General features: G+C 69.9%; 19 protein-coding genes. 7 read left to right on the forward strand and 12 right to left on the reverse strand.

Annotated elements, in window-relative coordinates; genetic code table 11:
- Nucleotides 1–15 precede the first annotated feature (15 nt).
- From ABFX50_RS09435 to ABFX50_RS09455, 5 genes are read right to left on the reverse strand one after another with little or no spacing between them, the layout of a single operon-like run.
- On the reverse strand, nt 16–2,229 hold the full coding sequence (locus tag ABFX50_RS09435; protein WP_346145080.1) for a right-handed parallel beta-helix repeat-containing protein: 2,214 nt from the start codon (nt 2,227–2,229) through the stop codon (nt 16–18).
- A complete protein-coding gene (locus ABFX50_RS09440; protein ID WP_346145082.1) occupies nt 2,226–3,617 on the reverse strand; it encodes a M1 family metallopeptidase in 1,392 nt (463 codons plus the stop codon). The genes ABFX50_RS09435 and ABFX50_RS09440 overlap by 4 nt, the downstream gene beginning before the upstream one ends.
- A 42-nt stretch (nt 3,618–3,659) precedes the next feature.
- Nucleotides 3,660–5,327, reverse strand: a complete 1,668-nt coding sequence (locus ABFX50_RS09445) for a type 2 periplasmic-binding domain-containing protein (protein WP_346145084.1) — start codon at nt 5,325–5,327, stop codon at nt 3,660–3,662.
- A 38-nt stretch (nt 5,328–5,365) separates the two neighbouring features.
- Nucleotides 5,366–6,226: a carbohydrate ABC transporter permease gene (locus tag ABFX50_RS09450; protein WP_183655575.1), complete on the reverse strand. Its 861-nt coding sequence runs from the start codon at nt 6,224–6,226 to the stop codon at nt 5,366–5,368.
- Nucleotides 6,227–6,239: 13 nt separating this feature from the next.
- Nucleotides 6,240–7,235: an ABC transporter permease gene (locus ABFX50_RS09455; protein WP_346145086.1), complete on the reverse strand. Its 996-nt coding sequence runs from the start codon at nt 7,233–7,235 to the stop codon at nt 6,240–6,242.
- A gap of 735 nt (nt 7,236–7,970) precedes the next feature.
- Here ABFX50_RS09455 and ABFX50_RS09460 point away from each other — a divergent pair.
- From ABFX50_RS09460 to ABFX50_RS09480, 5 genes are all read left to right on the forward strand, one after another.
- Nucleotides 7,971–8,981, forward strand: a complete 1,011-nt coding sequence (locus ABFX50_RS09460; RefSeq protein ID WP_346145693.1) for a hydroxyacid dehydrogenase — start codon at nt 7,971–7,973, stop codon at nt 8,979–8,981.
- A 34-nt stretch (nt 8,982–9,015) separates the two neighbouring features.
- Nucleotides 9,016–10,062 carry a LacI family DNA-binding transcriptional regulator gene (locus ABFX50_RS09465; RefSeq protein WP_346145695.1) on the forward strand — a complete coding sequence of 349 codons (1,047 nt, stop codon included), beginning with the start codon at nt 9,016–9,018 and terminating at the stop codon, nt 10,060–10,062.
- Between the two features lie 99 nt (nt 10,063–10,161).
- Nucleotides 10,162–11,472, forward strand: coding sequence for a M60 family metallopeptidase (locus tag ABFX50_RS09470; RefSeq protein ID WP_346145087.1), 1,311 nt, complete (start codon nt 10,162–10,164; stop codon nt 11,470–11,472).
- Nucleotides 11,473–11,740: 268 nt separating this feature from the next.
- Nucleotides 11,741–14,017, forward strand: coding sequence for a polysaccharide lyase 8 family protein (locus ABFX50_RS09475; RefSeq protein ID WP_346145089.1), 2,277 nt, complete (start codon nt 11,741–11,743; stop codon nt 14,015–14,017).
- 2 nt (nt 14,018–14,019) lie between these two features.
- Nucleotides 14,020–16,164, forward strand: coding sequence for a DUF2264 domain-containing protein (locus ABFX50_RS09480; protein ID WP_346145091.1), 2,145 nt, complete (start codon nt 14,020–14,022; stop codon nt 16,162–16,164).
- Between the two features lie 169 nt (nt 16,165–16,333).
- On the opposite strand, the gene ABFX50_RS09485 is transcribed toward ABFX50_RS09480, so the two are convergent.
- Entirely contained in the window at nt 16,334–16,894 is a 561-nt protein-coding gene (locus ABFX50_RS09485; RefSeq protein ID WP_346145093.1) for a DNA-3-methyladenine glycosylase I, read from the reverse strand.
- The gene (locus tag ABFX50_RS09490; RefSeq protein ID WP_346145095.1) at nt 16,891–18,147 is read right to left on the reverse strand and encodes a hypothetical protein; all 1,257 of its coding nucleotides are present in this window, start codon (nt 18,145–18,147) and stop codon (nt 16,891–16,893) included. The genes ABFX50_RS09485 and ABFX50_RS09490 overlap by 4 nt, the downstream gene beginning before the upstream one ends.
- Before the next feature lie 28 nt (nt 18,148–18,175).
- Between ABFX50_RS09490 and ABFX50_RS09495 the strand changes: the two genes are divergently transcribed.
- Complete coding sequence (locus ABFX50_RS09495) at nt 18,176–18,457, forward strand: hypothetical protein (RefSeq protein ID WP_346145096.1); 282 nt, start codon at nt 18,176–18,178, stop codon at nt 18,455–18,457.
- Nucleotides 18,458–19,030: 573 nt separating this feature from the next.
- On the opposite strand, the gene ABFX50_RS09500 is transcribed toward ABFX50_RS09495, so the two are convergent.
- From ABFX50_RS09500 to ABFX50_RS09515, 4 genes are all read right to left on the reverse strand, one after another.
- Nucleotides 19,031–19,615, reverse strand: a complete 585-nt coding sequence (locus ABFX50_RS09500) for an LOG family protein (RefSeq protein ID WP_346145098.1) — start codon at nt 19,613–19,615, stop codon at nt 19,031–19,033.
- 11 nt (nt 19,616–19,626) lie between these two features.
- The gene (locus ABFX50_RS09505) at nt 19,627–20,421 is read right to left on the reverse strand and encodes an LOG family protein (protein ID WP_183655555.1); all 795 of its coding nucleotides are present in this window, start codon (nt 20,419–20,421) and stop codon (nt 19,627–19,629) included.
- 423 nt (nt 20,422–20,844) lie between these two features.
- The gene (gene dapE / locus ABFX50_RS09510) at nt 20,845–21,909 is read right to left on the reverse strand and encodes a succinyl-diaminopimelate desuccinylase (RefSeq protein ID WP_346145100.1); all 1,065 of its coding nucleotides are present in this window, start codon (nt 21,907–21,909) and stop codon (nt 20,845–20,847) included.
- A gap of 173 nt (nt 21,910–22,082) precedes the next feature.
- Nucleotides 22,083–22,916, reverse strand: coding sequence for a 2,3,4,5-tetrahydropyridine-2,6-dicarboxylate N-succinyltransferase (locus tag ABFX50_RS09515; RefSeq protein ID WP_183655549.1), 834 nt, complete (start codon nt 22,914–22,916; stop codon nt 22,083–22,085).
- A gap of 37 nt (nt 22,917–22,953) precedes the next feature.
- Here ABFX50_RS09515 and ABFX50_RS09520 point away from each other — a divergent pair, with 37 nt between their 5' ends.
- The gene (locus ABFX50_RS09520; RefSeq protein WP_346145102.1) at nt 22,954–23,751 is read left to right on the forward strand and encodes a hypothetical protein; all 798 of its coding nucleotides are present in this window, start codon (nt 22,954–22,956) and stop codon (nt 23,749–23,751) included.
- Nucleotides 23,752–23,885: 134 nt separating this feature from the next.
- On the opposite strand, the gene ABFX50_RS09525 is transcribed toward ABFX50_RS09520, so the two are convergent.
- Nucleotides 23,886–24,512, reverse strand: a complete 627-nt coding sequence (locus tag ABFX50_RS09525; protein WP_346145104.1) for a DUF4178 domain-containing protein — start codon at nt 24,510–24,512, stop codon at nt 23,886–23,888.
- Between the last annotated feature and the right edge of the window lie 4 nt (nt 24,513–24,516).

Genomic DNA, 24,516 nt, shown 5'->3' on the forward strand with positions numbered 1-24,516 from the left:
CCTCGAGGTGCGTTCCTAAGGGTGGACCGAGACTCCGGCGAGCCCGATCCTGCCAGTGCCGGTGCGCTGGACGCGCACGTACCTGGCATCGGCCGCGATCTCCACCAGGGTGGGACGAAGCGCCCTGCCCGTGAGGGGCACGCGCTTCGCGTCGGACAGGTCGGCCCTGGTGGCGACGATCACCTCGACGTCCGCGGTGGTCATCGAGGCGTCGTTCCAGATCTCGACCGAGCCGATCCGCCTGACCTCGCCGAGATCGACCTGCCACCAGGAGCCCGGCTGGCTGAGGGTCCTGGTGTCGGTCGAGGTGGAGCCGTCGACCGCGTTGGCGGCGTCGGCCGTACCGTCGGTGGAGGACTGGGTGGCGGCCCTGCCCCTGGCCAGGTCGGGCAGGAGCTGCTCGACCGTGCCGCCGGGGGCCGCGCCCGCGGCGGCCGCCACCTGGAGCGCGGCCTCGGGCAGCACTTCCAGAGCGGTGAAGTTGCCCGTCATCTGCGAGCCGCGCCCCGACAGGGCGGGGGCGGTGGTGTCCGTCCAGTTGCCCGTGGCGAGGTTCTCGATGCCGTATCCGGCCCAGTTGGAGACCCACTTGTAGCCCATGCGGGTCAGCACGTTGCCCTCGACGCGGATGTGGCTGCTCTGCTCGTCGAGGTAGACGCCGTTGCCGTCGCGCTCGGTGTTGCCGTAGGCGGAGCGGTTGACGTAGTTGCCCGAGATCACCGTGCCCGGCTGCGGCCCCTGGGTGTAGATGGCGCCGCCGTCGTGCATGTCGAAGGCGACCATCATCGCGTCGACGATCCGGTTGCCGGTGATCCTGTTGTCGCGCATCGCGGGCCGCTGCGCCTCCGGCTGGTTCCATCCCCAGCCGACCGAGATGCCGGAGTAGGGCAGCTTCTCGAGGGTGTTGTGGTCGATGGACAGCTCGCTCTCGTAGCCCGCCCACACGCCCACCGCGTCGGTGTACTCCACGCCGATGTGGGTGATGGTGTTGCGCGCCACCGTGTTGCGCTCGCCCTGCAGCTCGGCGGGCGGGTTGGGCTCGGTGTCGCCCACGTAGACCGCGCCGGAGGACAGGTCGGTGAAGGTGGAGCCGCTGACCGCGGAGTCCTTGGTGCCCTTCTCCATGATGATCCCCGCGCCGCCGAGGCGGGCGAAGGAGCTGTTCTCCACCGTGACCCGCCGCCCGCCCCGCACCACGACCGCGGCGGCGGGCTTGGTGTAGTAGCGGCCCGCGTGGTCGACGGGCCCCGTGGCGCCGGTCAGCGTGAGGCCCGCCTGCATGCCCGCGTAGCCCTCGGCGGTGTTCGGCTGCAGGTAGGCCGCGTGCTCGAAGCGCAGGCCCGAGATCTTCACGCCGCTCGCTCCCTCGATCCGCAGCAGCGTCTCGTGGGCGGGGGTGATCACGTCGCTGAGGTCCTCGCCCTGCCTGGGCAGGTAGGTGACCGTACGGCTGCCGCGGTCGTAGACGAACTCGCCTGGCTGATCGAGCAACTCCCTGGCGTTCTCGAAGTAGGAGACCTTGGTGTAGCGGCCGGAGTCGACGGTCGTGGTGTCCCACGCGGGGCCCGTGCGGTTGGTTCCGCTGGCGGAGTTGGCCCAGCACGGCTGGGCGAAGGTGATCAGGTCGCCCTCGACCCTGTCGATGGCGCAGTGGTAGTTGCGCCAGCGGATCCTGATCACCGCCTCTGCGTCGGAGGGCGCCTTCCACGCGGCGATCCCGCTCTTCACGGCGCCCGTCATGCCGGTCCTGGTCGCGTCGCAGACGCTGGAGGGGCAGGCCTCGCCGCGGGCGCGGACCGCCCGCACCCCACCGACGAACAGCTGCCTGGGGACGACGCCCTCAGGGGCCCGGGCCACCCAGAGGTCGCCCTCCTGCCGCCATCCGGTGATCGGCACGCCGCCCGACAGCACGGGTACGGCGCCGGGGGCGGCGGTCCAGGTGACGGTGTGCCCGCCAGGCCCCGAGTCGCGCCGGTCGAGGACGAGCGGCTCGGCCATCCGGTAGACGCCACCTGCCAGGCGGACCTCGATGTCGCGGTTCATGCCGCCCGCGATGGCCCCGCGTACCTTGTCCCTGGCCGTCTCGAGGGAGCAGGGGTTGTTCTCGTTGCAGGCGTGGCCCGTGGCGCCGGGCGCCGCGTGGTAGATCTTCGTGGCGGGAGCGGCCGCCTGAGCGGTGCCGGTTAAGGGCAGCGAGAGCAGGGCGGTCAGGACGAGCAGGCGCTTCATGAGATCTCCAGTGGGGGGTTCGTCTCGCCGTAGAGCCAGCCGCGAAGGAACGCGTCCAGGTCAGGGCGGTGGGTGGTCTTCACGGCGTGGGCGATGAAGTCCTCGGTGGAGGCGTTGCCGTCCTGGTGGCGCTGGACCCAGCGGCGCATGACGCGGTCGAAGTCGCGCTCGCCGATCTCCTTCTGGAGGGCGTAGAGGACGAGGGCGCCGCCGTCGTAGATGTTGTAGCCGCCGAGGCCCTTCGGCCTGCCGGGCGGGCCGTCCTTCGCGCGGACGGCGTCGAGCTTGCCGTAGACCGTCCTCATCTTGTCGGCGAGCTTCTCGCCGCCCTTCTCCTCGGCCCACACGGCCGCGTAGTAGACCGCGGGGCCCTCGTTCAGCCAGGCGTCCTGCCAGGTGGCGGGGGTGACCGAGTCGCCGAACCACTGGTGGACCAGCTCGTGGATCATCGTGTTGGAGTAGGTGGGCCTGGTGAACCAGCCGGTGCCGAACAGGGAGAGGGTCTGGTTCTCCAGCGCGTCGGTGTATCCGGGGTAGATGTGCACGCCGTAGGTGGAGAAGGGGAAGCGGCCGAACCTGGCCTCCGCCCACTCGATCTGGCCGGCGGTCTCGGCGGCGATCGGGCCGTACTTCTCCTCCTGACCCTGCGGGACGACGTGGCGCAGAGGCAGGGCATGGGGGCCTGTGCCGTACAGGTAGGTGCCCTTGACCACGGCCAGACCGAGCAGCTCCGACGCCATGGGCTCGCGCTCCTCGAAGCTCCACACGTCGCCGTCCTTGGCGGTCAGCTCGCCGTTGGCGGTGGCGACGTAGCCCTCGGGGACCTTCACGTGGAAGGTCCAGGTGGCCTTGTCGGAGGGATGGTCGTTGACGGGGAAGAAGGTGTCGGCCCTGCTGGCCTGGACGGCGGCGGCGAACCCGCCGTCGGGGCCGAACCGCCAGCCGGTGAGGCCGCCGCGCGGAGCCTTGCCGTTGCCGTGCAGCCTCACCTCGGCGGTGAAGGGCCGGTGGTTCCTCAACGGCTCGGCGGGGGTGACGGTCAGTTCCTGTCCCGTGCGCCCGGGGCTGAGCGCCCAGGCGGCGGGGCGGCCGTCGACGGTGACCTCGTCGATGAGGTGACCGTCGGTGTCGAGATTGAAGGACGACAGGTCCTGGACGGCCGTGGCCTTGATCGTCACCTTGGCGGCGAAGTCGTAGGTGACGGGGGTGAAGTCGAAGGAGACGTCGTAGTGGCGGACGTCGTAGCCGCCGTTGCCGAGGTCGGGGAAGAGCGGGTCGTTCAGGCCCGGAGCGCCGGGGGTGGGATCGAAGCGGTCGGCGTGCGCGGGGAGGGTGAGGGCTCCGGCCGCCAGCGTGGCGGCGGCCAGTGTCGCGATGGTTCGCTTCATGGGGGGTCTCCGTGGTAGCGCTGAGGGGAAGGGACAGCCGGCTCAGCCGACGCCGCCGTTCTTCTGGATCACGCTCTCGAACTCGGCGCGGATCTTGTCTCCGCCCTGTGCCCTCCAGTCCTTGACGAGCTGGTCGAGGTCGGACACCGGCGCGCGTCCCGCGATGATCGAGGTGACCCTGTCGGTGCGCATCGTGTAGAGCGACTCGTACTTGTTCTCGTCGGTCGGCGAGAACAGCCCGGTGGTGGGGTCCTGGACGCCGACGGCGATCAGCTTGGTGAACGCGTCGTGGACGAGCTTGACCGCTTCGCTCGAGGTGGCGTCGAAGACCGGCTGGGTGGGCGCCCCGACGTACTTCCACGGGACGGAGGTGTCCTTGGCGCCCTGCTCGGTGAGGATGGGGTTGCCCTTGTCGTCGCGCGTGTAGTCGGTGTCGGCGACGCCGTACTGGATGAGGGTGTACTCCTCGCTGCCGAAGGGCGCGGCGAAGAAGTCGACGACCCTCAGCACCTCCTTGACCTTCGCCTCGTCGGCCTTCTTCACGAAGTTGGTGGCGAAGGCGATGTTGTTGAGATAGGCCGCCGTCTTGCCTCCGACGGGCAGCATCGGGCGGGGGTCGGCCTTCGGGTCGATCTTCTTCTGGGTCTGCAGGTAGCCTGCCGCGCCGAGGAAGGCCGGCATGCCGTCGTAGGTCATCGCGGCGCGTCCCGCGTTGAACTCGTTCTTGCGCTTGAGCGAGTCGAAGCCCTCCGAGCCCGGGTAGATGACGCCCGCCTCGCGCAGCTTGCGGGTGTACTCGACCGCGGCCCTGTACTCCTCGGTCTCGATGGCGGCCACCAGCTTGCCTCCCGGCTCCAGCCGCCATTCCAGGGGCACGCCGAACAGCTGCGCGAAGATGGACATGCCGAACAGGCCGCCGCTCGCGGTGACCAGGCCCCAGCGCTTCTCCTTGGGGTTGGTGACCGCCTTGAGCGCCTCGGCGAGCCTGTCGGTGTCGCCGATCTCGGCCAGGTCGCTGACGCCCGCTGCGGCGAACAGGTCGGCCCGGTAGAAGCCGAGTCCTCCGGCCATGTTGCGCGGGATCGGGATGCCGTAGAGCTTGCCCGCGACGATGCCCTGCTTCCAGAAGACCTCAGGAACGGCCGCCAGGTTCGGGTACTCCTTGACCGCGTCGCCGCTCAGGAACGGCGTGAGGTCGGCGCACTGGCTGGCCACGAAGGCGGGCAGGTTGTTGACACCCTGCGTCTGCACGTAGGGGAACACGTCGGGCAGGTTGCCGCCGGCGACCATGGTGTTGAACTTGGTCGGCCAGTCGGCCTCGGGCACGATCAGCAGGTCCGCCGTGCCGCCGAGCCGCTTCTCGATCTCCTGCCACGCGGCGTTCTGCTCGCGCGGCGGGGGCGGCGGCAGGAAGGTCTTGGACGCCATGGTCACCTTGCCGCCCGACATCGGCGGCTTGGCCACCGACCTGAACAGCTCCTTCGGATAGGTGAAGTAGCCCTCGGGCACGCCCGCCGCCGTGCCGGGCAGGTCGGGCTTGGCCGCTGCCGCCAGCGGCACGTAGGTCGGCAGCTTGACGGTCAGCCCCTGCGCCTTGGTGGCCGGGGCGCCGCCCGAACCGCCGCCGCAGGCGGCCAGCAGCGGGGAGAGCGCCGCGCCCGCCGTGGCGGTCGCGCCGAGGCGGAGGAGTCCGCGCCTGGACAGGTTCATGGTCTTCCTTCGGGGAGTCGTGGGGCGGGCGGGCCCGGCTAGCCCTTGATGGCGCCGGTGAGCACGCCCTTGGTGAAGTAGCGCTGCAGGAAGGGATAGACGAGAAGGATCGGGACGATCGCGACGACGAGCACGGCCATCTGGATCGCCTGCACGGGCGCGGGGGCCTCGGTGCCCACGGCGCTCTCCAGCGTCCGGCCCTGCAGGATGAAGGTGCGCAGGATGTTGGGCAGCGGGTGCCGGTCCGAGTCGTCGATGTAGAGCAGGGCGTTGAAGAAGTTGTTCCAGTACGCGACCGCGTAGAACAGCGACACCACCGCGATCACCGCCTTGGACAGCGGGAGCACGATGCGCGCCAGGATGCGCAGGTCGCCCGCGCCGTCCATGCGGGCGCTCTCCAGCAGCTCACCAGGCAGGTTCATGAAGAACGAGCGCAGCACGACCAGGTTGAACGCGCTGACCAGGCTCGGCAGGACGAGCGCGCCGAAGCTGTTGAGCAGGCCCAGCTGGTTGACCAGCAGGAAGTTGGCGATGATGCCGGGGTTGAAGAGCATGGTGAACAGCGCGATCATCAGGATCCACTTCGAGCCCGTGACCTCGCGGCGGCTCAGGCCGTACGCCATGCAGATCGTGACGGTGACGCTCGCCAGCGTGCCGACGCCGGTGACCAGCACGCTGATGAGCAGGGCGCGGGTGACCGTGCCGCCGTCGAAGACGGCCCGGTAGGCGTCGAGCTGGGGCGCGGTGGGCAGCAGGACGAACCCACCGCTCCTGGCGATCTCGGACTCCGAGGAGAAGCTGGTGCCGATGACGCCCACGAACGGATAGATCACCAGCAGCGTGATCGCGGTGATGATCACCGCCTTGAGGCCGACCCCGAGCTTGGAGGGTCGTTCCATCCAGGCGGGACGCTCACTTGCTCGCATTGCGGTACACCCCCTCGTGGCCCAGCAGGTGCGCCACCTTGTTCGCGCCCAGCACCAGGACGGCGCCGACGACCGCCTTCACCAGGCCCACCGCCGCCGCGGGGCCCCACTGTCCGTCCTGGACGCCGTTGAAGTAGACGAAGGTGTCGAGCACCTCGCCCGACTCGGGCCCCACCGCGTCGCGCTGGAGCAGGATCTGCTCGAACCCGACCGACAGGATGCTGCCGAGGTTGAGGATGAGCAGCAGGATGATGATCGGCGTGATGCCGGGCAGCGTGACGTGCCAGAGCCTGCGCCAGCGGCCGGCGCCGTCCATCGCCGCGGCCTCGTAGAGCTCGGGATTGATCGACAGCAGCGCGGCGAGGAAGATGATCGTTCCCCAGCCGCAGTCCTTCCAGATGACCTGCAGGGTGACCAGCAGGGGGAAGGCGTCGGGGTCGGTCATCATGTCGTAGCGCGGCAGCCCGATGCTCTCCAGGAAGCCGGGTAGCACACCCGCGCCCCCGATGACCTGCTGGAAGACCGAGACGATGATCACCCAGCCGATGAAGTGCGGCAGGTAGACCACGCTCTGCACGAACCTGCGGACCTTCTCGCTGATCACGCTGTTGAGCAGCAGGGCCAGCGCGATCGGGGCGGGGAAGAAGAGCACCAGCTGGGTGAGCGTGATGCGCAGCGTGTTGCCCACCGCGTCCCAGAACCGGGGGTCGCCCAGCATGGTCGCGAAGTTCTGCAGACCGACCCACTGGCTGTCCAGGAAGCCGATGTAGGGCTGGTAGTCCTGGAAGGCGGCCACGTAGCCGAAGAGCGGGACGTAGTGGAAGACCAGGAAGTACACCAGGCCGGGCAGGGTGAGCATGAGCATCACCCGGTCCCGCCAGAGCCGTTTCCACAGCGGGAGCCGCCTGGGCGCGGCCAAGGGGGTTTCGGGCTTGGTACGGCTGGCCGTACCCGTCCCGACGGCTTGTAGGGGTGTCGTCATGCTTGGTCCTTCCAGTTGGCGTGACCGTAGTAAGCGCTTTCTCATCTCGTCAAGGGGTTGGGTGGGGTGGGTTTTCCGCGCTTGACGTTTGTTCAGGTGAGGGCCTAGCGTGCGGCGCACGATCTCTGTAGAACGCGCTTACTATCTTGGTGGTCGGGTCGCCCGCGAGGTTCGGGGCTCAGGGGTCTCGGATCCTCGAGCTCTCCGAGCTGCGGATCTCGGGGCTGCGGATCTCGGAGCTGCGGGTTTTCGGCCTCCAGGGCTCTCGGGTCTCGCAGGTCCTCGGGGCCGGGGAGCTCGGGTCTTGCGGATCTCGGGTCCGCGGGTTCCCGGCCTCCAGAAGGCTCGGGTCTCGCAGGTCCTCGGCGCCGGCGAACTAGGACCCTGCGGAACTCGGGTCCGCGAGTCTCGGCCCCCAGCGGTCTCGGGCCTCGCGGGTCCTCGGGACCGGCGAACTCGGACCCTACGGGTGTCAGGTCCGCAGGACTCGAGCCCTGCGGGTCTCGGTTCGCCGGACTCGGGCCCCGCAGCGGTTTGGGGGTTTCGGTTCGCGGGGGGTCGTGAGAGTTCGAGGCCCGAGGGGTCTCGGATTCCGGGGGCCTCGGGTTCGCCGGGGGTTCGGCGGCTCTCGGTTCGCCGGGGTTCGGGTGTGGCGAAGGCTCGATCCTCAAGGTCGAGCGGTTGGGGGTGGTCCGGTTGGTTCGGTTAGGACTCGGGGAGAGTGATGTGACGGTCATGGAGGCGCGGCTCAGACCGCGTACCGTCCTGGCGATGGCGCCGGGCGTGCGTGAGGAGGTCTTCGCCAAGGGCGCCCTCGACCGGCTCGCCGAGCTGGCCGACCTTCACGGCGACGTCCTGCACGACCTGTCGTCCGGCTCGGCCCTTCCGGTGCTCGCCGAGGCGGAGGTGCTGGTCACGGGCTGGGGATGTCCGCCGCTCGGCGCCGAGCTGCTGGAACGGGCGCCCAAGCTGCGCTTCATCGCCCACGCGGCCGGCACCGTCAAGACCTTCCTCGACCCCGTGGTGCTGGAAGGCGGGGTCCGTGTCTCGAGCGCGGCCGACGCCAACGCCGTACCGGTGGCCGAGTTCACCTACGCGGCGATCGTCTTCGGCGCCAAGCGCGCCTTCACGATGGCCCACAGGTACAGGGAGCACGGCACCAAACGCGACTTCAGCGGCATCCCGTGGCTGGGAGCGCGCCGCATCACGGTCGGCGTGGTCGGATTCTCGCGGATCGGCCGCAGGGTGGTCGAGCTGCTGCGCGGGCTCGAGGCCGAGGTCCTGGTCTACGACCCCTATGCCGATCCGGCGCTGGTCGCCAGGCTCGGCGGGGTGCTGGTGGATCTCGACACGCTGGTGCGCCGCTCGCACGTGGTGAGCCTCCACGCGCCCAGCACCCTGGAGACCTACCGGCTGCTGGACCGCTCCCGGCTGGCCAAGCTCATGGACGGCGCGGTGGTGATCAACACCGCCAGGGGCACGCTCATCGACACCGAGGCGCTGCTGGAAGAGGTCACGAGCGGGCGGCTGGACGCGATACTTGATGTCAGCGACCCCGAGCCGCTGCCGTCGGGGCATCCGCTGTTCGGGCTGCCCAACGTCTTCCTCACCCCGCACCTGGCGGGGGCGCAGGGCAACGAGCTGGGCAGGCTGGCCGACTCGACGGTCGAGGAGGTGGCCAGGTACTGCGCGGGGCTGCCGCTGCTGCACGAGATCCAGCTCGACGCGCTCGATCGGATGGCATGATCTTCACACGGGTAAGGAGGAGCCGGTGACCGAGATGAGCTCGGCGACCATCGCCGACGTCGCCAAACGGGCCGGCGTCTCCAGCGCCACAGTCTCGAGGGTGATCAACCGCAACTACCCTGTCGCGACGTCCACGAGAGAGCGCGTCGAGGCGGCCATCGCCGAGCTGGGCTACGTCGCCAACGCCCACGCCAGGGCGCTGGCGGGCTCCACCAACAGGACCGTCGGCATCATCATCAACGACGTGGTCGACCCGTTCTACGCCTACATCGCGAGGGGTGTGGAGCGCGAGGCGACCGTGCACGGCAGGCTGTGCATGGTGTGCTGCACGCAGGGCAGCCACGAGAAGGAGCTCGCTCTCATCGACCTGCTGCACGAGCAGCGCGCCGACGCCGTGATCCTCGTCGGCGGGGCGCACGAGGACCGCGCCTACGCCGCCGAGGTGGGACGCAGGGCCCGCGCACTGCACACGGCCGGGTCCACGCTGGTGCTGTGCGGGCGTCCCTCGCTGGGCGACGACGTGCCGACCAAGGTCATCGAGTACGACAACGAGGGCGGCGCCTTCGCGATCACCGACTACCTGATCACGCAGGGGCACCGCAGGATCCTGTTCCTCGGCGGTCCTCCCTCGCTGTCCACGACGATCGCCCGCCTGGCGGGGCACCGGCGGGCGCTGGAGATGCGAGGGCTCGCGCAGGCGAAGGAGCTGGTGCACACCGGCTCGTTCAACCGCAGGTTCGGCTACGACAAGGTCAGGGCGCTGCTGGCCGAAGGGCTCGACTTCACCGCGATCTTCGCGGCCAACGACACCGTCGCCGCCGGCGTCATGCAGGCGCTGGAGCTGGCGGGCGTCTCCGTGCCCGAGGAGATCTCCGTCGTCGGCTACGACGACGTGCCGGTGGCGCAGGAGCTGCGTCCCCAGCTGACCACGGTGCGCATCCCGCTGGAGGAGATGGGACGGCAGGCCGTACGGCTGGCGCTGGGTGTGGCGGGCGAGAGCGACTACCTCGCCCCCGTGCAGACCACCACGCGGGTCGGCACGAGCATCGTCGTGCGCGGGTCTGTCGCGCCTCCACAATAGCAAGCGCTTACTGAAGCACCAGCGCTGAGCAGCATAGAAAGACATAGAAAGATTCCCAGGCCCTTGACGCGCTATAGAAAGCGCTTTCATGCTGCCGTCATGACTCACACCCCCCTTTCCCGCCGTGGCTTCCTGGGCGCGGCCACCGCCGGCGCCGTCCTCCTCGGGGCGGGTCCCGCCCTCGCGGGCACCTCCGCCCCCAGCGCCAGGCGGACGTTCGTCCTCAGGGCCAGGCCCAGCGCCGAAAGCGAGCGGCTGCGGCTCCAGCAGGCGCTCGGGACCACCAACTTCCACCCCACGGGGCTCCACCTGCCCGCCGCGACCTCGCTGACCGTCCAGGTCGACGCGCAGGACGGCCTGCTGCCCACCCTTCACGTCGGCGCCCCCGACACCCACGCCGACGTCATCTACAAGAACCCGCGCGCCTACCCCCTGACCTCAGGCGTCAACACCGTCACCGACCCCGGCGGCGGCATGGTCTACCTGTCCCTCATCGGCGAGGGCCAGAAGGCCAAGGTCAAGTTCCTCGGCGGCGCGGTGCCCGTGCCGACCTTCGTGATGGGCGAGACCACCGAGTCCGACTTCCAGTCCCAGCTCGACACCCTGACCTCCGCGCCGCAGGTCGAGCTGCTGTCGCCGTACGGGATCGTCACGGTGACCAGGGACGGCATGCTCGCCTGGCGCGAGCAGGACCACGGCGGGCTGCTCACCGTGCTCGAGACGATCATCTCCTCGCACGCGGCGATCTCGGGGCTCACCGAGAGCGAGCGGAGCCCGCTGCCGTTCCACCTGGTGGAGGCTCCGCGCATGCCCACAGGCGCGGGCGCGTACGCCACGCACGGCTGGACCGCCTACCCGCGCACCTACCTCGACAGGCTCATCACCGTGGAGGGGCTGCGGACCAGGGGCTGGGGCGTCTACCACGAGCTCGGACACCAGCACCAGCAGATGGCCTACAAGCCCACCGACCTCACGGAGGTCACGGTCAACATCTACTCGCTGGCGGCGCAGCGGACCCTCGGCCAGCCCTCGAACCTGACCAAGCCCGACGCCAAGACGGGGCTGACGCCGTACCAGAGCGCGCTGCCGAAGCTGCCCAGCGCGGGGTACGTGAAGGGGTTCGGCGCCTTCGAGAAGCTGGTGCCGTTCAGGCAGCTGGAGCTGGCGTTCGGGGATGACTTCTGGCCCCGGCTGCACCGGCTGGTCCGCGCGGAACGGCCCGCCTCCGACTGGACGGAGACGGACAAGAGGTGGGGGTACCTGGCCCTCTACACCTCACGGACGGCTGGACGGGATCTGAGCGGGTTCTGGACGCGATGGGGCGCGCCGGTGACGGCGGAGTACCTGGCCAAGGTGGCCGCCCTCGGCCTCCCCACGCCCGGCGTCGACCCGAGCACGCTGGCCGAGTAGGAGCCGTCCCATGACCACACCGACTCCGCGCCCCCCTGCGCACCTTCCGCGACCGCCGGGGGTCCCCTTCTCCCAGGCTGCCGAGCCTCGCGTCCTCGCCTCCGCCACCAGCCGGCGGGGGTTCCTCGGGCTCGCGGGTGGTCTGGCGGCGTTCCTTCTCCCCCAGGAGGCGGCCGCGTCATCCACAGGCTCCGCGACCGGCGCCGGGTTTTCCACAGGCGCGACCGGCCCGTCACCCGCCCTCGCCCCGATCGGCCAGACTGCGGGCGTGACCGAGTTCGCCACCCTCCGAGCCAAGGCCACCGCCCTCCTCTCCGGCGGCTCCTTCGACCCCGCCGACCCCACGTTCGCCGCTCCCCTCGCCAAGCTCGACGCCGCCGCGTCAACCCTGCGCGGGGCTCTCGACCTGGCGCCCAACCGCAGCTTTCTCTGGCCGGACCTCCCCCTCAAGGGCGTCTCGGGCGACATCGCGAGCAGCCACCAGCGGCTGCGCACGCTCGCCACCGCCTGGGCCACCCCGGGCTCGGCCCTCCACGGCGACGACGGCCTCGCGGGCGAGCTCCTCGCCGCACTCGACTTCCTCTACGCCCGCGCCTACAACGAGACCAAACGCGAGGTGGGCAACTGGTGGCACTGGGAGATCGGCGCTCCGAGGGCCCTCATGGACACCTGCCTGCTGATGTACGACCTCATCAGCACCGAGCAGCGCACAGCGTGGATCAGAGCGGTCGACAGGTTCTGCCCCAACCCCGACCGCAGGACCAACCTCACGAACTTCGCCGAGACCGGAGCCAACAGGGCCGACAAGGCGCTGATCGTCGCCCTGCGCGGCATCGTCGGCGACGACGCGGCCAAGGTGGCGCTGGCTCGTGACGGCCTGTCCGACCTGCGCGACGGCGGGCGCAACACCCTCTTCGGCTACGTCACCTCCCGCGACGGCTTCTACGCCGACGGCTCCTTCATCCAGCACGACACCGTCGCCTACACCGGCTCCTACGGCGTCGTCCTGCTCCAGTCGGTCAGCGCCATGCTGGGCCTGCTCGGCGGGTCGAGCTGGGAGGTCACCGACCCCAAGAGGTCGGTGATCCTCGACGCGGTGGAGCGCACCTTCGCGCCGTGGATCCACGACGGCCTCATGATGGACAGCGTCAGAGGCAGGGCGGTGTCGCGCGGCGGCTCCCGCGACCACGACGCGGGGCGTGAGACCGTCGACGCGGTGCTCCAACTCGCCACCGGCGCGCCCGAGCCCTACGCAACCCGCTTCAAGGAGCTGGCCAAGGGCTGGGTGAGCAGGGGCAGGTTCTTCGAAGGGGCGGGCATCGCGGCGACCGCCAGGGCGAGGGCCGTGCTCGACGACCCCCGCCTCGCGGCCGTGGCGAGGCCGGTGGGCCATCACGTGTTCGCCGACATGGACCGCGTCGTGCACCGCCGTACGCACTGGTCCTTCGCCCTGAGCCTCGACTCCAAGCGCATCGCGGGATACGAGTGCGGCAACGGGGAGAACTACCGCGCCTGGTACCAGGGCGACGGCGTCACCTACCTCTACACCGACCTCGACCACTACAGCGCCGACTACTGGCCGACCGTCAACTCCTACCGGCTGCCTGGCACCACGGTCGACACACGGCATCGCGATCCCGCGGTCTCCGTGAGCGGCACCGGCACCTTCCGCCCGAAGAACGCGTGGGCGGGCGGGGCCGTTCTCGGCGGGTACGGCGTGGCGTCGCTCGAGCTCATGGCGATGGGCAGCACGCTCACGGCCAGGAAGAGCTGGATCTGCCTCGACGACGCCGTCGTCTGCCTGGGCGCGGGCATCACCAGCACCGACGCCCGCACGATCGAGACCGTCGTCGAGAATCGCGGCACCACCGGCGCGTTGACCGTCGACGGCGTCCTCCGGCAGAGCGCCGAGAGCTCGTCCACCTCCTCGTGGGCTCACCTCGAAGGCGTCGGCGGCTACGTCTTTCCCGGTGGCGCTCCCCTGCGCACGCTGCGTGAGGTGCTCACCGACAGCTGGAAAGCGATCAACGACGGCGCCAGCACCAGCGGTTCGGGCGAGCCGGTTTCGCGGGAGTACGTCACGCTCTGGTTCGACCACGGCGCCAACCCCTCAGGCGCCACCTACGCCTACCTGCTGCTCCCCAATGCCACCGCCGAGCAGACCGCGGCCTACTCGGGTGTCGAGGTGCTCGCCAACACCGCCGAGGTCCAGGCCGTCCACGCGGGGCGGGGCGGCCAGGGACACCGGCTGTTCGCCGCCACCTTCTGGGCGGCGGGCAGCGTCGGCGGGGTCAGCGCGAGCGCTCCCTGCGCCGTGCTCGTCCGGCGGGCGGGCGACCGCGTCTCCGTGGCCGTCTCCGACCCGAGCCGCACGGTCGACAGCGTCGTCCTCACCCTCGACCATCCCGCTCACGGCGTGGTGAGCACCGACGACACCGTCACCGTGCGACCTGGCAAGAACCCCACGATCACCGTCAGACTGGCCAGATCGCGCGGCCACACCCACACGGCCGAGCTCACCGTCGGCCGCCACCGAGAAGGCTAGGCATGACCCCTCCTTACCTGTCCCTGCCGCCCACCGATCGGCTGCTCTCGCCGCGCACCGGCTGGACTCGCGCCCACTGGGAGACGCTGACCGACCATCTGCTCGACTCCGTCGTGCCGTACGCGTCGCCCGGGTTCGCCCAGTACCGGCTGCCGGGGCGAGCGAGCTGGTCAGGGGTGGCACTCGACGGTCTGGAGGGGTTCGCCCGCACGTTCCTCGCCGCCGCGTTCCGCATCGCGGGCGCGCGCGGCCAGGTCCGCCCCGAGCTGATCGAGCGTTACGCCACCGGCCTGGCCAACGGCACCGATCCGTCCAGCGGCGAGGCCTGGCCCCAGCTGACCGACTGCTCACAGCAGATGGTCGAGGCGGCCTCGATCGCGGTCGGCCTGCACGAGTCGAGGCCGTGGCTGTGGGATCAGCTTCCCTCCGAGGTGCGGGAGCGGGTGGTCACGTGGCTGAGCGGCTTCATCGGCAAGCGCACGTGGGACAACAACTGGATGCTGTTCCAGACCGTGAGCGAGGAGTTCGTGAAGTCGGTCGGCGGGCCGTACGCACAGCACGAGATCGACAGGGGTCTGGAGCGGATCGAGCAGTGGTACGTCGGCGACGGCTGGTACACCGACGGCGGCACCCGCAACTTCGACTACTACGGCGGCTGGGCCCTCCACCTGTATCCCCTGCTGTGGACCCGCATGTCGGGCGATGAGGAGCGCGCCACGCTCTACCGCGGCCGCCTGACCGAGTTCCTCACGACCTACCAGCACTTCTTCGGCTCCGACGGCGCTCCCGTCCACCAGGGCCGCTCGCTCTGCTACCGCTTCGCCTCGCTCGCTCCGGTCTGGATGGGCGCGCTCGCCGACGCCACCCCGCTCGCCCCCGGGCAGACCAGGAAGCTCGCCTCGTCCGTCGCCCGCCACTTCGCCGAGCGCGGCGTCCCCGACCGGCGGGGGCTGCTCTCCCTCGGCTGGTACGACACCTTCCTGCCGACCACGCAGGCGTATTCGGGGCCCGCCTCGCCGTACTGGGCGTCGAAGGGCCTGCTCGGCCTGCTGCTCTCACCCGAGCACCCGGTGTGGACGGCTGGCGAGCAGATGCTCCTCATCGACGAGAACGATCTCACCGTCGCCCTCCCCACCACAGGGCTGCTCCTCCACGGCACTCGCCACGACGGCATCGTCCGGCTGGTCAACCACGGCAGCGACCACGGCGCTCCGCCCGACGATCCGCACTACGCCAAGCTCGCCTACTCCACCCGTACGGCCCCCGAGTCCGCCGAACACGCCTGGATCAGGAACGTCGACAACCACCTGGCCCTCGTCTCCCCCGACGGCGTCCCTTCCTCCCGAGGCACGATCCACCCGCTGGAGTGCGCGGGCAGAACCGCCTCCTCATACACGGAGACTCCCGAAGGCACCCGCATCACGACGACCTCACTCGTCCGCGGCCAGTGGGAACTCCGCATCCACCAGATCACCCCCGCCCCCGCCCCACAGTCGGACCCGCCCCAGCCACCGGCTACCGAGCCACACCCCTCAGCGCAGCTGTCGGACGCCGAACCCCAGCCCTCGCGGCGGTCGGACGCCGAACCGCACGCTTCGTCGCCATCGCCGGAGTCCCACGGCTCCTCACCGTCGACCCGAACGAGCCCGCCCTCTGACGAAGCTGCCGTCTCCTCCCCTTCGGCGGGCCCCCACTCACCACGCACGCCTGGCTCCCACGGCGTCCCGTCCTCCGCCCTCCCCCTGACGACGCCGCCATCAGGCGAGACGGTCAACGAGGTGTTCGGGGTGACGGTGCGAGAGGGCGGCTACGCCGTCTCCGACGTCACCCCGCCTTCCGCGGTCACCGGACCCAGCTGGGCGCTGGCCCGTCGCACGGACGGCCTGTCCTCGGCCCTCATCGGCCTGTACGGCTGGCAACGCGCGAGCGTCTCCCGAGACGTGGAGTCGAACGCCTTCGGACCCCACTCGGCGGTGCCCTGCCTCCACGCCGACACCCCTGGTGTCCACGTCACGCTCGTCGTCCTGTCGGGCGACGCCGTCCACCCGTCAGCCCTTCGCGACGCCATCACCGTCGAGGTCTCCAGGGAGTCCGTCACGATCACCTTCCCCGACGGCGACCACCACACCCAACCACTCCCCACGTAGCCCGCGATCGGCCGGCCCAGCTGGAATGGGCCGGAGCAGAGGCAGCCGGGCTCCTGCAAACGCCCACGGGCCAGGAGGGGCGGTCCGCGGGCCAAAGGAGAGGTGGAGGCGCACGCCAAGGCAGGTAGGCAGAGCCCGGAGGAACGTGGCTGTAGCCGAGGGCGTGTAGTCAGTGGACGGTGAGGTTGCGGGTGACGCAGTCCGCGATGTGGTCGTTCACCAGGCCGATGGCCTGCATGAGCGCATAGGCCGTCGTCGGCCCGACGAAGCGGAAACCGTACCCCTTCAGCTCCTTGGCGAGCGCCTTGGAACCAGGTGTGATCGCCGGAACGTCCGCCATCGACTTCGGTACGGGAGAGTCGGGATCCGCATGCCGCCAGACCAGCTCGGAGAGCCCGCCTGGCACCTCCAGGGCGGCGCGGGCATTGGCGATCGTGGCGTCGATCTTGGCTCGGTTACGGACGATGCCCTCATCAGCGAGGAGTCTGTCGACGTCCTGTTCGGTGTAGGCCGCGACCTTCGCGATGGAGAAGCCATCGAACGCCTTGCGGAAGTTCTCGCGCTTGCGCAGGATCGTCAGCCAGGACAGCCCCGACTGGAACGCCTCCAGGCTCACGCGCTCGAACACCTTGTCATCCCCGTGAACAGGACGGCCCCACTCCTCGTCGTGGTAGGCGATGTAGAGCGGAGCGCTCATACCCGTCCACTCGCAACGGATCACCTCGTTCACGCGCGGCCGTCCCTGCTGCGGCCGATGGAGGCGGGCAGCTCACCCGCACCGTTGGAACCCTCGGCACCGACCTCACGCACCCTGGCCGCGCCGTCCTCGTCACCAACTTCGTGAACCCGGTCCTCACCCTCGACACCCGCACCGTGGGCATGAACCGCGTCGCGGACCCGGTCCTCACCCTCGACACCCGCACCGTGGGCATGAACCGCGTCGCCAACCCGAGCACCGCCGACCTCATCACCAGCGTCGTGGGCCCGGCTCTCTCCCACCGCGCCGACGCTGCGATCCTCGCCTTCGACACCAACGTGATCGGCCCGAAGCTCACCCTCGACACCCGTGTCGTGGGCACGAGCCGCGTCGCGGTCCCGAGCCTCGTCACTGCCGTCACCGGCGTCGTGGGCGGGAGCCCAACCGTCGGTGTGGGCCTCGCTGTCCACGTCCGCGTCGTGGGCATGCGCTCCGGCACCGTGGGCATGAGCCGCCGGGCGCTCGGCTGCGACATGCGGATCGACGACGCCGTAGGAGTCGGTGTGATCGTCCTCCTCAGAAGGGGCGGTTCTCCCCCAAGTCGGAGCAACCGTCCCGTTGTCAGTCGTTCCCTCTCGCGATCGGACGGCCTCGGCCTCGGCCGAAGCCGCGCGATCAGCGTCCATCGACGACTCGAAAGACGCCGATGACTCGTCAGATGTCAGGGCAGAGGAGGTGTCGGTTCGAGCTTGACCGTTCTGGCCGGGATCGGAAGTCTCGTCGGCGGGGCTGTCGAAATCCTCGGGGGCGCTCTGCTGCTGGCCGGCCTCGGTGTCGTCTCCTGCGGGCTGGTGACCCACGCGCGCATACGGTTGCGAACCGCCCGCAGGCGAGTCGTCCTCGGGAAGGGCCAGGGACGGCGCGTCGGGATGGTGCTCGGTGCGGGGAGTGACGCTCGAACCCGCGTACGCCTCCTGCCGCGCCTGCAACCTGCTGGCCAGAAGCTCCGACACCCGCTGTTCCAGCACCGCGATACGGGTGTCGCGGGCGCTGATCGCATTGGCGGCACGGCGCAACGTCTCGTCGACGCTCTGCGTGTGGTAGCCCACGAGGTTCACCGGCAGCTGCAGCGCCATGAAGTCAACCGCCGTCAGTTGCCCGGCCTCGGGCAGGTCGAGGGGCGGAACGTCAGGCGGGAACTCGGTCAGCTCACCGCCCCTGCCAAGGGAGACCACGACCACGCAGGCGAGTATCGCCAGCGCGGCGATGGCGAGTACGACCAGCACACTGGAATCGTACTCGTACGATCGAGACATGAGGCCTGTAGTGCTCACGCCAGGCGAGCGTGAACAACCCGCGTGGATCTCCGCCGACACCCTCCGCGAGGTGCGGGAGCGAGCCGCGGACGGGGCCACGGTGCTGGTCAGGCTGCCCGCGCCGCTCGACGCCGCACTCGCCGCGGCCGCCGTGTACCGGCGTGCGGGGGCGGGCGTGTTCGTGACGGAACATACCGATCAAGTCAGACTCGCCCTGGAGATGACAGATTGCCTGTCCGGTACCCGTCCCCCAGCCCTCACCCGCCGCGGCCTGGCCTGACTTCCCATCGCCCGGCCGCCGGCGAAGCTCTCCCGGACGCCCGTTCGAACTCAGCCGCCGCCTCCACACCCTCCCCTGTCCCTCTACACCCTGGCTGCGCACCCTCGTTGTGAATCCAGGACTCCAGGCGCGCACACCCTCATCCCCACCCCAGGACTCCAGCCGCGCCCTCCCCTCCGGACCCCCAAGACCCCGGCCGCGTACCTCCTGAACCCAGGACTTCAGGCGCACACGCCCTCCCCCTGACCCCAGGATCCCCGACCGCGCACGCCGTACTCCAGACTCCAGGACCCCTGCCGCGCACCCTCCTGAGCCCAGGACTCCAAGCCCGCACCCTCTCCTCCTGACCCAAGACCCCGGCCGCGCACGCCGTACTCCAGACTCCAGGACCCCTGCCGCGCACCCTCCTGAGCCCAGGACTCCAGGCGGGCACCCCTGGCACCAGAACCCCGGCCGCGCACGCCCTCCTCCTGGTCCCGTAGCGCCGCTCGCCGTCCCCAGGTGAGGTCTGTCTCCGTGCGCGGCTTCAGCGGCACAGGTCCCCGCCGCGGCGGACGGCGCTCGCGGAGCGGCTCAGGGGGTCGACTCGCCCAGTTCCTCCACACTCGGCTCCATGGGCTGTGCCGGGGACTCCAGCACCTCGAGCGCCTCCTCCACCGAACTGGTCCAGGTGATGGCGTCGAAGACGTTCGCCCGCGTGAATCCCTCGTCGTACATGTGCTCGACCAGCGACCGCAGTGGCGCGTACAGACCCCACGGGTCGAGGATCACCAGCGGCTTGGTGTGGATGGCGAGGACTCTGGCGGTCCAGATCTCGAAGAGCTCCTCGAGCGTCCCGATGCCCCCGGGGAGCACCAGGAACGCGTCGGAGCGGGCGTCCATGACGCCCTTGCGTTCGCGCATGTCGGCGGTGACGACCAGCTCGTCCGACTCGGTGTCGGCGACCTCGATGTCGACGAGCACCTGGGGGATGACGCCGACAGTGCGGCCGCCGGCGGCTCTGGCCGCTCTGGTCACCGCGCCCATGCAGGAGACCGTCGCCCCTCCGCTCACCAGGGTGTGACCCCTGCGCGCGATCTCGGTACCGACCTCGGTGGCGAGGTGCACGTACTTGGGGTCGATCTTCTGACTGGATGCACAGAAAACGCAGATGTTCACGAAGCAGGAGTCTATTGAGGCTCTACCCGGTGGCTCTCCACCACCTCCTTCTCCTCCTTGCTGATGCCGGAGCGCAGCCGCTCGGACTCGATGATGATGTTGACCGCCTCCTCGACGTCGTCGGTGAGGTGGATCAGATCCAGGTCCTGCGCCGAGATCTTCCCCGAGGCCAGCAACGTGTTCTTGATCCAGTCGATGAGGCCGCCCCAGTACTCGGTGCCCATCAGGACCACGGGGAAGGAGGTGACCTTCTGCGTCTGAACCAGGGTCAGCGCCTCGAACAGCTCGTCCAGCGTGCCGAAACCGCCGGGCAGGGTGATGAACCCGCAGGAGTACTTCACGAACATCGTCTTGCGGACGAAGAAGTAGCGGAACTCGATGCCGAGATCCACGTAGTCGTTCATGCGCTGCTCGAAGGGCAGCTCGATGCCGAGCCCGACGGAGATGCCGCCTGCCTCGGCCGCACCCTTGTTGCCTGCCTCCATCGCGCCGGGCCCGCCGCCGGTGATCACGGCGTACCCGGCCTCGGCCAGGCGGCGTCCCAACGCGACGCCCATCTGGTAGTCCGGTGAGTCGTCGGTGGTACGGGCGGAGCCGAACACGGTGACTGCCGGAGGCAGCTCGGCCAGCTGGCCGAATCCCTCGACGAACTCGGCCTGGATGCGGAGCACCCGCCACGGGTCCATGTGGACCCAGTCGGCGGGGCCCTGCCGGTCGAGAAGGCGCTGGTCGTGGGTGGATTCAGGAACCAGGCGGCCGCGGACGACCGCTTGGCCCTGACGACGTTCAGGACGTGTCCGTTTCATACGGAGCACGCTAGCGCGCATCGCTAAAAAATCTTGAAAAAAGGAGGGAACCAGATTTCGAAGGTCCTGCGTCTAACTGCCGAGGGTGCTGCTCGGGACTGAAAGTGGCTTTCCCCGCCAAATGGCCGGCGAGGAAAGCCACTTTCGTGTTGGAGGCCCTTCGTGCGCGGTCACCAGACGCCCGGCGAGCTCACATCGCCGATGAGCGCGGGGCCTCGCGACCACCCCACTAGAGAACCACAGACCCGACATCGAGCCGAGCCCTCTCTTCTGACGCACCGAGAGGCGAAGCGCCGCCGATTCCGTGGTGAAGACAGCTCGGCAATCCATGCGTCCTGTTGCCCCGGGCCGATCATGCGACTGGAGGCCGGGGCGGGGGCCGGAGAGTGGGACGAGGCAGGGCCTGCCGGTTGGTTGGCCTGGTCAGATCGTGGGTGTGGTGAGCCAGTTCAGCATGCCGAGCTCGCTCTCCGCGATCTTCGTCAGCGACGCGTACTCGCCCTGCTGGTGCGCCAGGTTCGGGTCGCCTGGGCCGTAGTTCACCGCGGGAATCCCCAGCGCCGAGAAGCGTGCCACGTCGGTCCAGCCGAGCTTGGCGCGGGGGATGCCGCCCACCGCGGCGACGAAGGCCGCGGCCACCGGATGTGTCAGGCCCGGACGCGCGGCGGGCGCGCCGTCGGTGATGACGACCTCGAACCCGTCGAAGACCTCTCGGACGTGCTGCTCGGCCTGTTCGAGCGACAGGTCTGGAGCGAAGCGGTAGTTGACCATGACCCCGGCCTCGTCCGGGATCACGTTCCCCGCGACCCCGCCGCGCACCGCCACCGCGTTGAGCCCCTCGTGATACTCCAGGCCGTCGACCACGGGCCGCCTGGCCTCGTATGCGTTGAGCCTGGCCAGCACCTCCCCGACGGCGTGGATGGCGTTGACGCCGAGCCATGACCTGGCGCTGTGGGCGCGCTTGCCCCTTGTGATGATGTCCGCGCGCAGCGTGCCCTGGCAGCCGCCCTCGATCACGCCGTCCGTGGGCTCCATGAGTACGGCGAAGTCGGCGGCCAGCCAGTCCGGATGGTCGCGGCTCACCCTGGTCAGACCGTTGCGCTCGGCCTCGATCTCCTCGCAGTCGTAGAAGACGTAGGTGACGTCGCGGTTGGGTTCGGGGACGAGCGCCGCCAGCTTGAGCGCGACGGCGACGCCGGCCTTCATGTCGGAGGTGCCGCAGCCGTAGAGGAGGTCGCCCTCGATTCTGCTGGGCAGGTTGCCCGCCACGGGGACGGTGTCGAGGTGACCGGCGATCACCACCCGCTCGGGCCGGCCGAGGAAGGTCCGCGCGACGACGGTCTCGCCCGAACGGTCGACGGTGAGGTGCGGAAGCGCCCTGAGCGCCTGCTCCACCGTGTCGGCCAGGAACTTCTCGTCACCGCTGACCGATTCGATGTCCACGATGGCGGCGGTCAGCGCGCCCACGTCCTGCGTCAAGTCCAGCATGAGAGCCAACCCTAACCGGCCGGTACGGCCGGCCTTCAGGGCGGGAGTCGAAGACATCCGGACGAGCCGTGGCCTGTGACGGAGGTGGGCAGGCGATGCCGGGTCCCCGGCTCCGCCGGAAGAGGACGAGCGGAACAACCGTGACCGCGGCGCTCGACACCCCCGGAGGAGGGTCAGGCGTGGAGGCCGTGTTCGCGCAGGACCTCGTTCAGTGCCGCCTTGTCATGCCGTTGGCCAGGTTCCAGTCGCTTCAGCACCAGCACGCACGGCAGCCCGAACGTCCCGCCGGGAAACTCCTTGGGGCGGGTGCCGCCGACCGCGACGCACCAGTCGGGGATGCGGCCGCGGCCGAGCTCCTCGCCCGTCTGCACGTCGATCACCGGCATGGAAGCCGACAGGATCGTCCCCGCGCCCACCACCGCGCCGCGTCCGACCCTCGCGCCCTCGACCAGCATCGCCCTGCTGCCGATCAGCGCGTCGTCCTCCACCACGACGGGCACCGCGTTGGGTGGCTCGAGGACGCCGCCGATGCCCACCCCGCCCGACAGGTGGACGTTCCTGCCGATCTGCGCGCACGAGCCGACGGTCGCCCAGGTGTCCACCATCGTCCCGCCGTCGACGAAGGCGCCGATGTTGGTGAAGGACGGCATGAGCACCACCCCCGGCGCCAGGTAGGAACCCCACCTGGCGATGGCTCCCGGCACCACCCTGACCCCGTCGAACGTCGTCTTCAGCGGCAACCTGTCGTGGTGCTGGAAGTCGCCCACCTGCGACCTGGCCATGCCGAGCACTTTGAAGCTGAGCAGGATGGCCCGTTTGGCCCGCTCGTCGACCACGACCTCGCCGCTCTCCGCGACGGCGGCCACCCGCGCCTTGCCGGTGTCGAGCTGGTCGATCGCCGCCACCACGATTCCCCTGGCCTCCGAGTCGGAGGGGGACAATTGCGCACGGTTGGACCACAACTCGTCGACCGCCGCAGGCAGCGGGCTCAAATAGCTCTGGCTCATGGCCACGGAGCCTATCTGTCCGGGTAGGTTTTTCAGGGTGCGGCGAAGCTTCTCCCGAGCGGTCCTGACTATCGGGATCATCGTTCTCACGCTCGCGGTCGCCATCGCCGTGGGCGTCTATGTGTTGCTCAGCAAAGCCGACCCACTCGTGGACGCCGAGGGCTGCGTGGTGAAGACCCCGAAGGGCGAGCTCGATCTCGACATCGAGCAGGCGAGGATCGCCGCCACGATCGCCGCGGTGGGAGAGCGCAGAAGGCTGCCCGAGCAGGCCATCGTGATCGCCTACGCCACCGCCATCCAGGAGTCGAAGATGTACAACGTCTCCTACGGCGACCGCGACTCGCTCGGGGTGTTCCAGCAGCGGCCTTCGCAGGGCTGGGGCAAGAAGAAGCAGATCATGGACCCGGTCTACTCGGCCAACCGGTTCTTCGCCGCGCTGGTGAAGGTGAAGAACTACCAGAAGCTGCCGGTCGCCGAGGCGGCGCAGGCCGTCCAGCGGTCGGCCGCGGGATACGCGTACGGCCCGCACGAGAACAACGCGCGCATCCTCGCGGCGGCGTTCACGGGCAGGGTGCCGCGCGCCGTCCACTGCACCTTTCCGCTGAAGGAGACGCCCGCCGCGGCGCGCGCGGAGGAGGCGCAGCGCGACCTGACGCGCGCGCTCGGCGCTGTCAGCGTGCCGAGCACCAGGCGGGGGTGGCTGATCGCGACGTGGTCGGTCGCGCACGCCCAGCAGTACGGCCTGCGCCGCGTGGCGTTCGACGGCATCACCTGGTCGGCGGAGGGCTGGAAGAACGGCGGCAAGGCCGGCTCCACCCGCGTCGAGCTGTCATAGCGCGACGCCCGCGTCGAACTGTCATGGCGCGACGCCCTGCAGCGAGTTGCCACAGGGCGACGGATAGGGCCAGGGGCGCGTCGAGCTGTCACAGGGGGGCGGCGCGGGCGGGAGTCAGGCGGCGCGGGCGGGAGTCAGGCGGCGCGGCTGACGATCGTGATCGAGCCCGGCGGCAGCGGCTGGGCGTAGCTGGCCGTCCAGCGCTCGCCCTGCACCCGCTCGAAGGAGAGCAGCCTGCCGTCGGCGGCCCGGTAGTCGGCGAAGTCGAGCAGCCCGCGTTCGGGCCGTCCCGTCTCGCCCTCCGACTTGAACGCGGCCGTGCCGCGCTCGATCGGGAAGAACTCCACGCCCTCCATGATCAGCATGCTCTTGGCCGGGATCATGCCCTGCGTCGGCACGATGGTCCAGAGCAGGACCTCGAGGTGCGGAGGGTCGGTGGAGACCAGGCCCTGCCGTACCTCCACCGAGAGCCACACGGGACGGCGCGAGCCGTCGTCGAGCATGTACTCGATCCACTGGCGACCCTGCCACGACATGTGCAGCGCGCCGGTGACACCGGCGCGCCTGCCGTGGGTCTCGATGTTGTCCCCCACCTGGATGGTGCGGGGGTCGTCGTAGTCGGAGCCGATCGCGCCGCCGTGCGAGGGAAGCGTGGAGACCGAGGCCGTGGGCGGACGGCTCTTGCGCATGGTCGCGTAGATGCCGCCCAGCAGGAGCACGACCGTGGCGATGCTGAGTCCGATGACGACCATGGAGGTCATGCCG

Source organism: Nonomuraea recticatena (assembly GCF_039533245.1).
Classification (GTDB): domain Bacteria; phylum Actinomycetota; class Actinomycetes; order Streptosporangiales; family Streptosporangiaceae; genus Nonomuraea; species Nonomuraea roseola.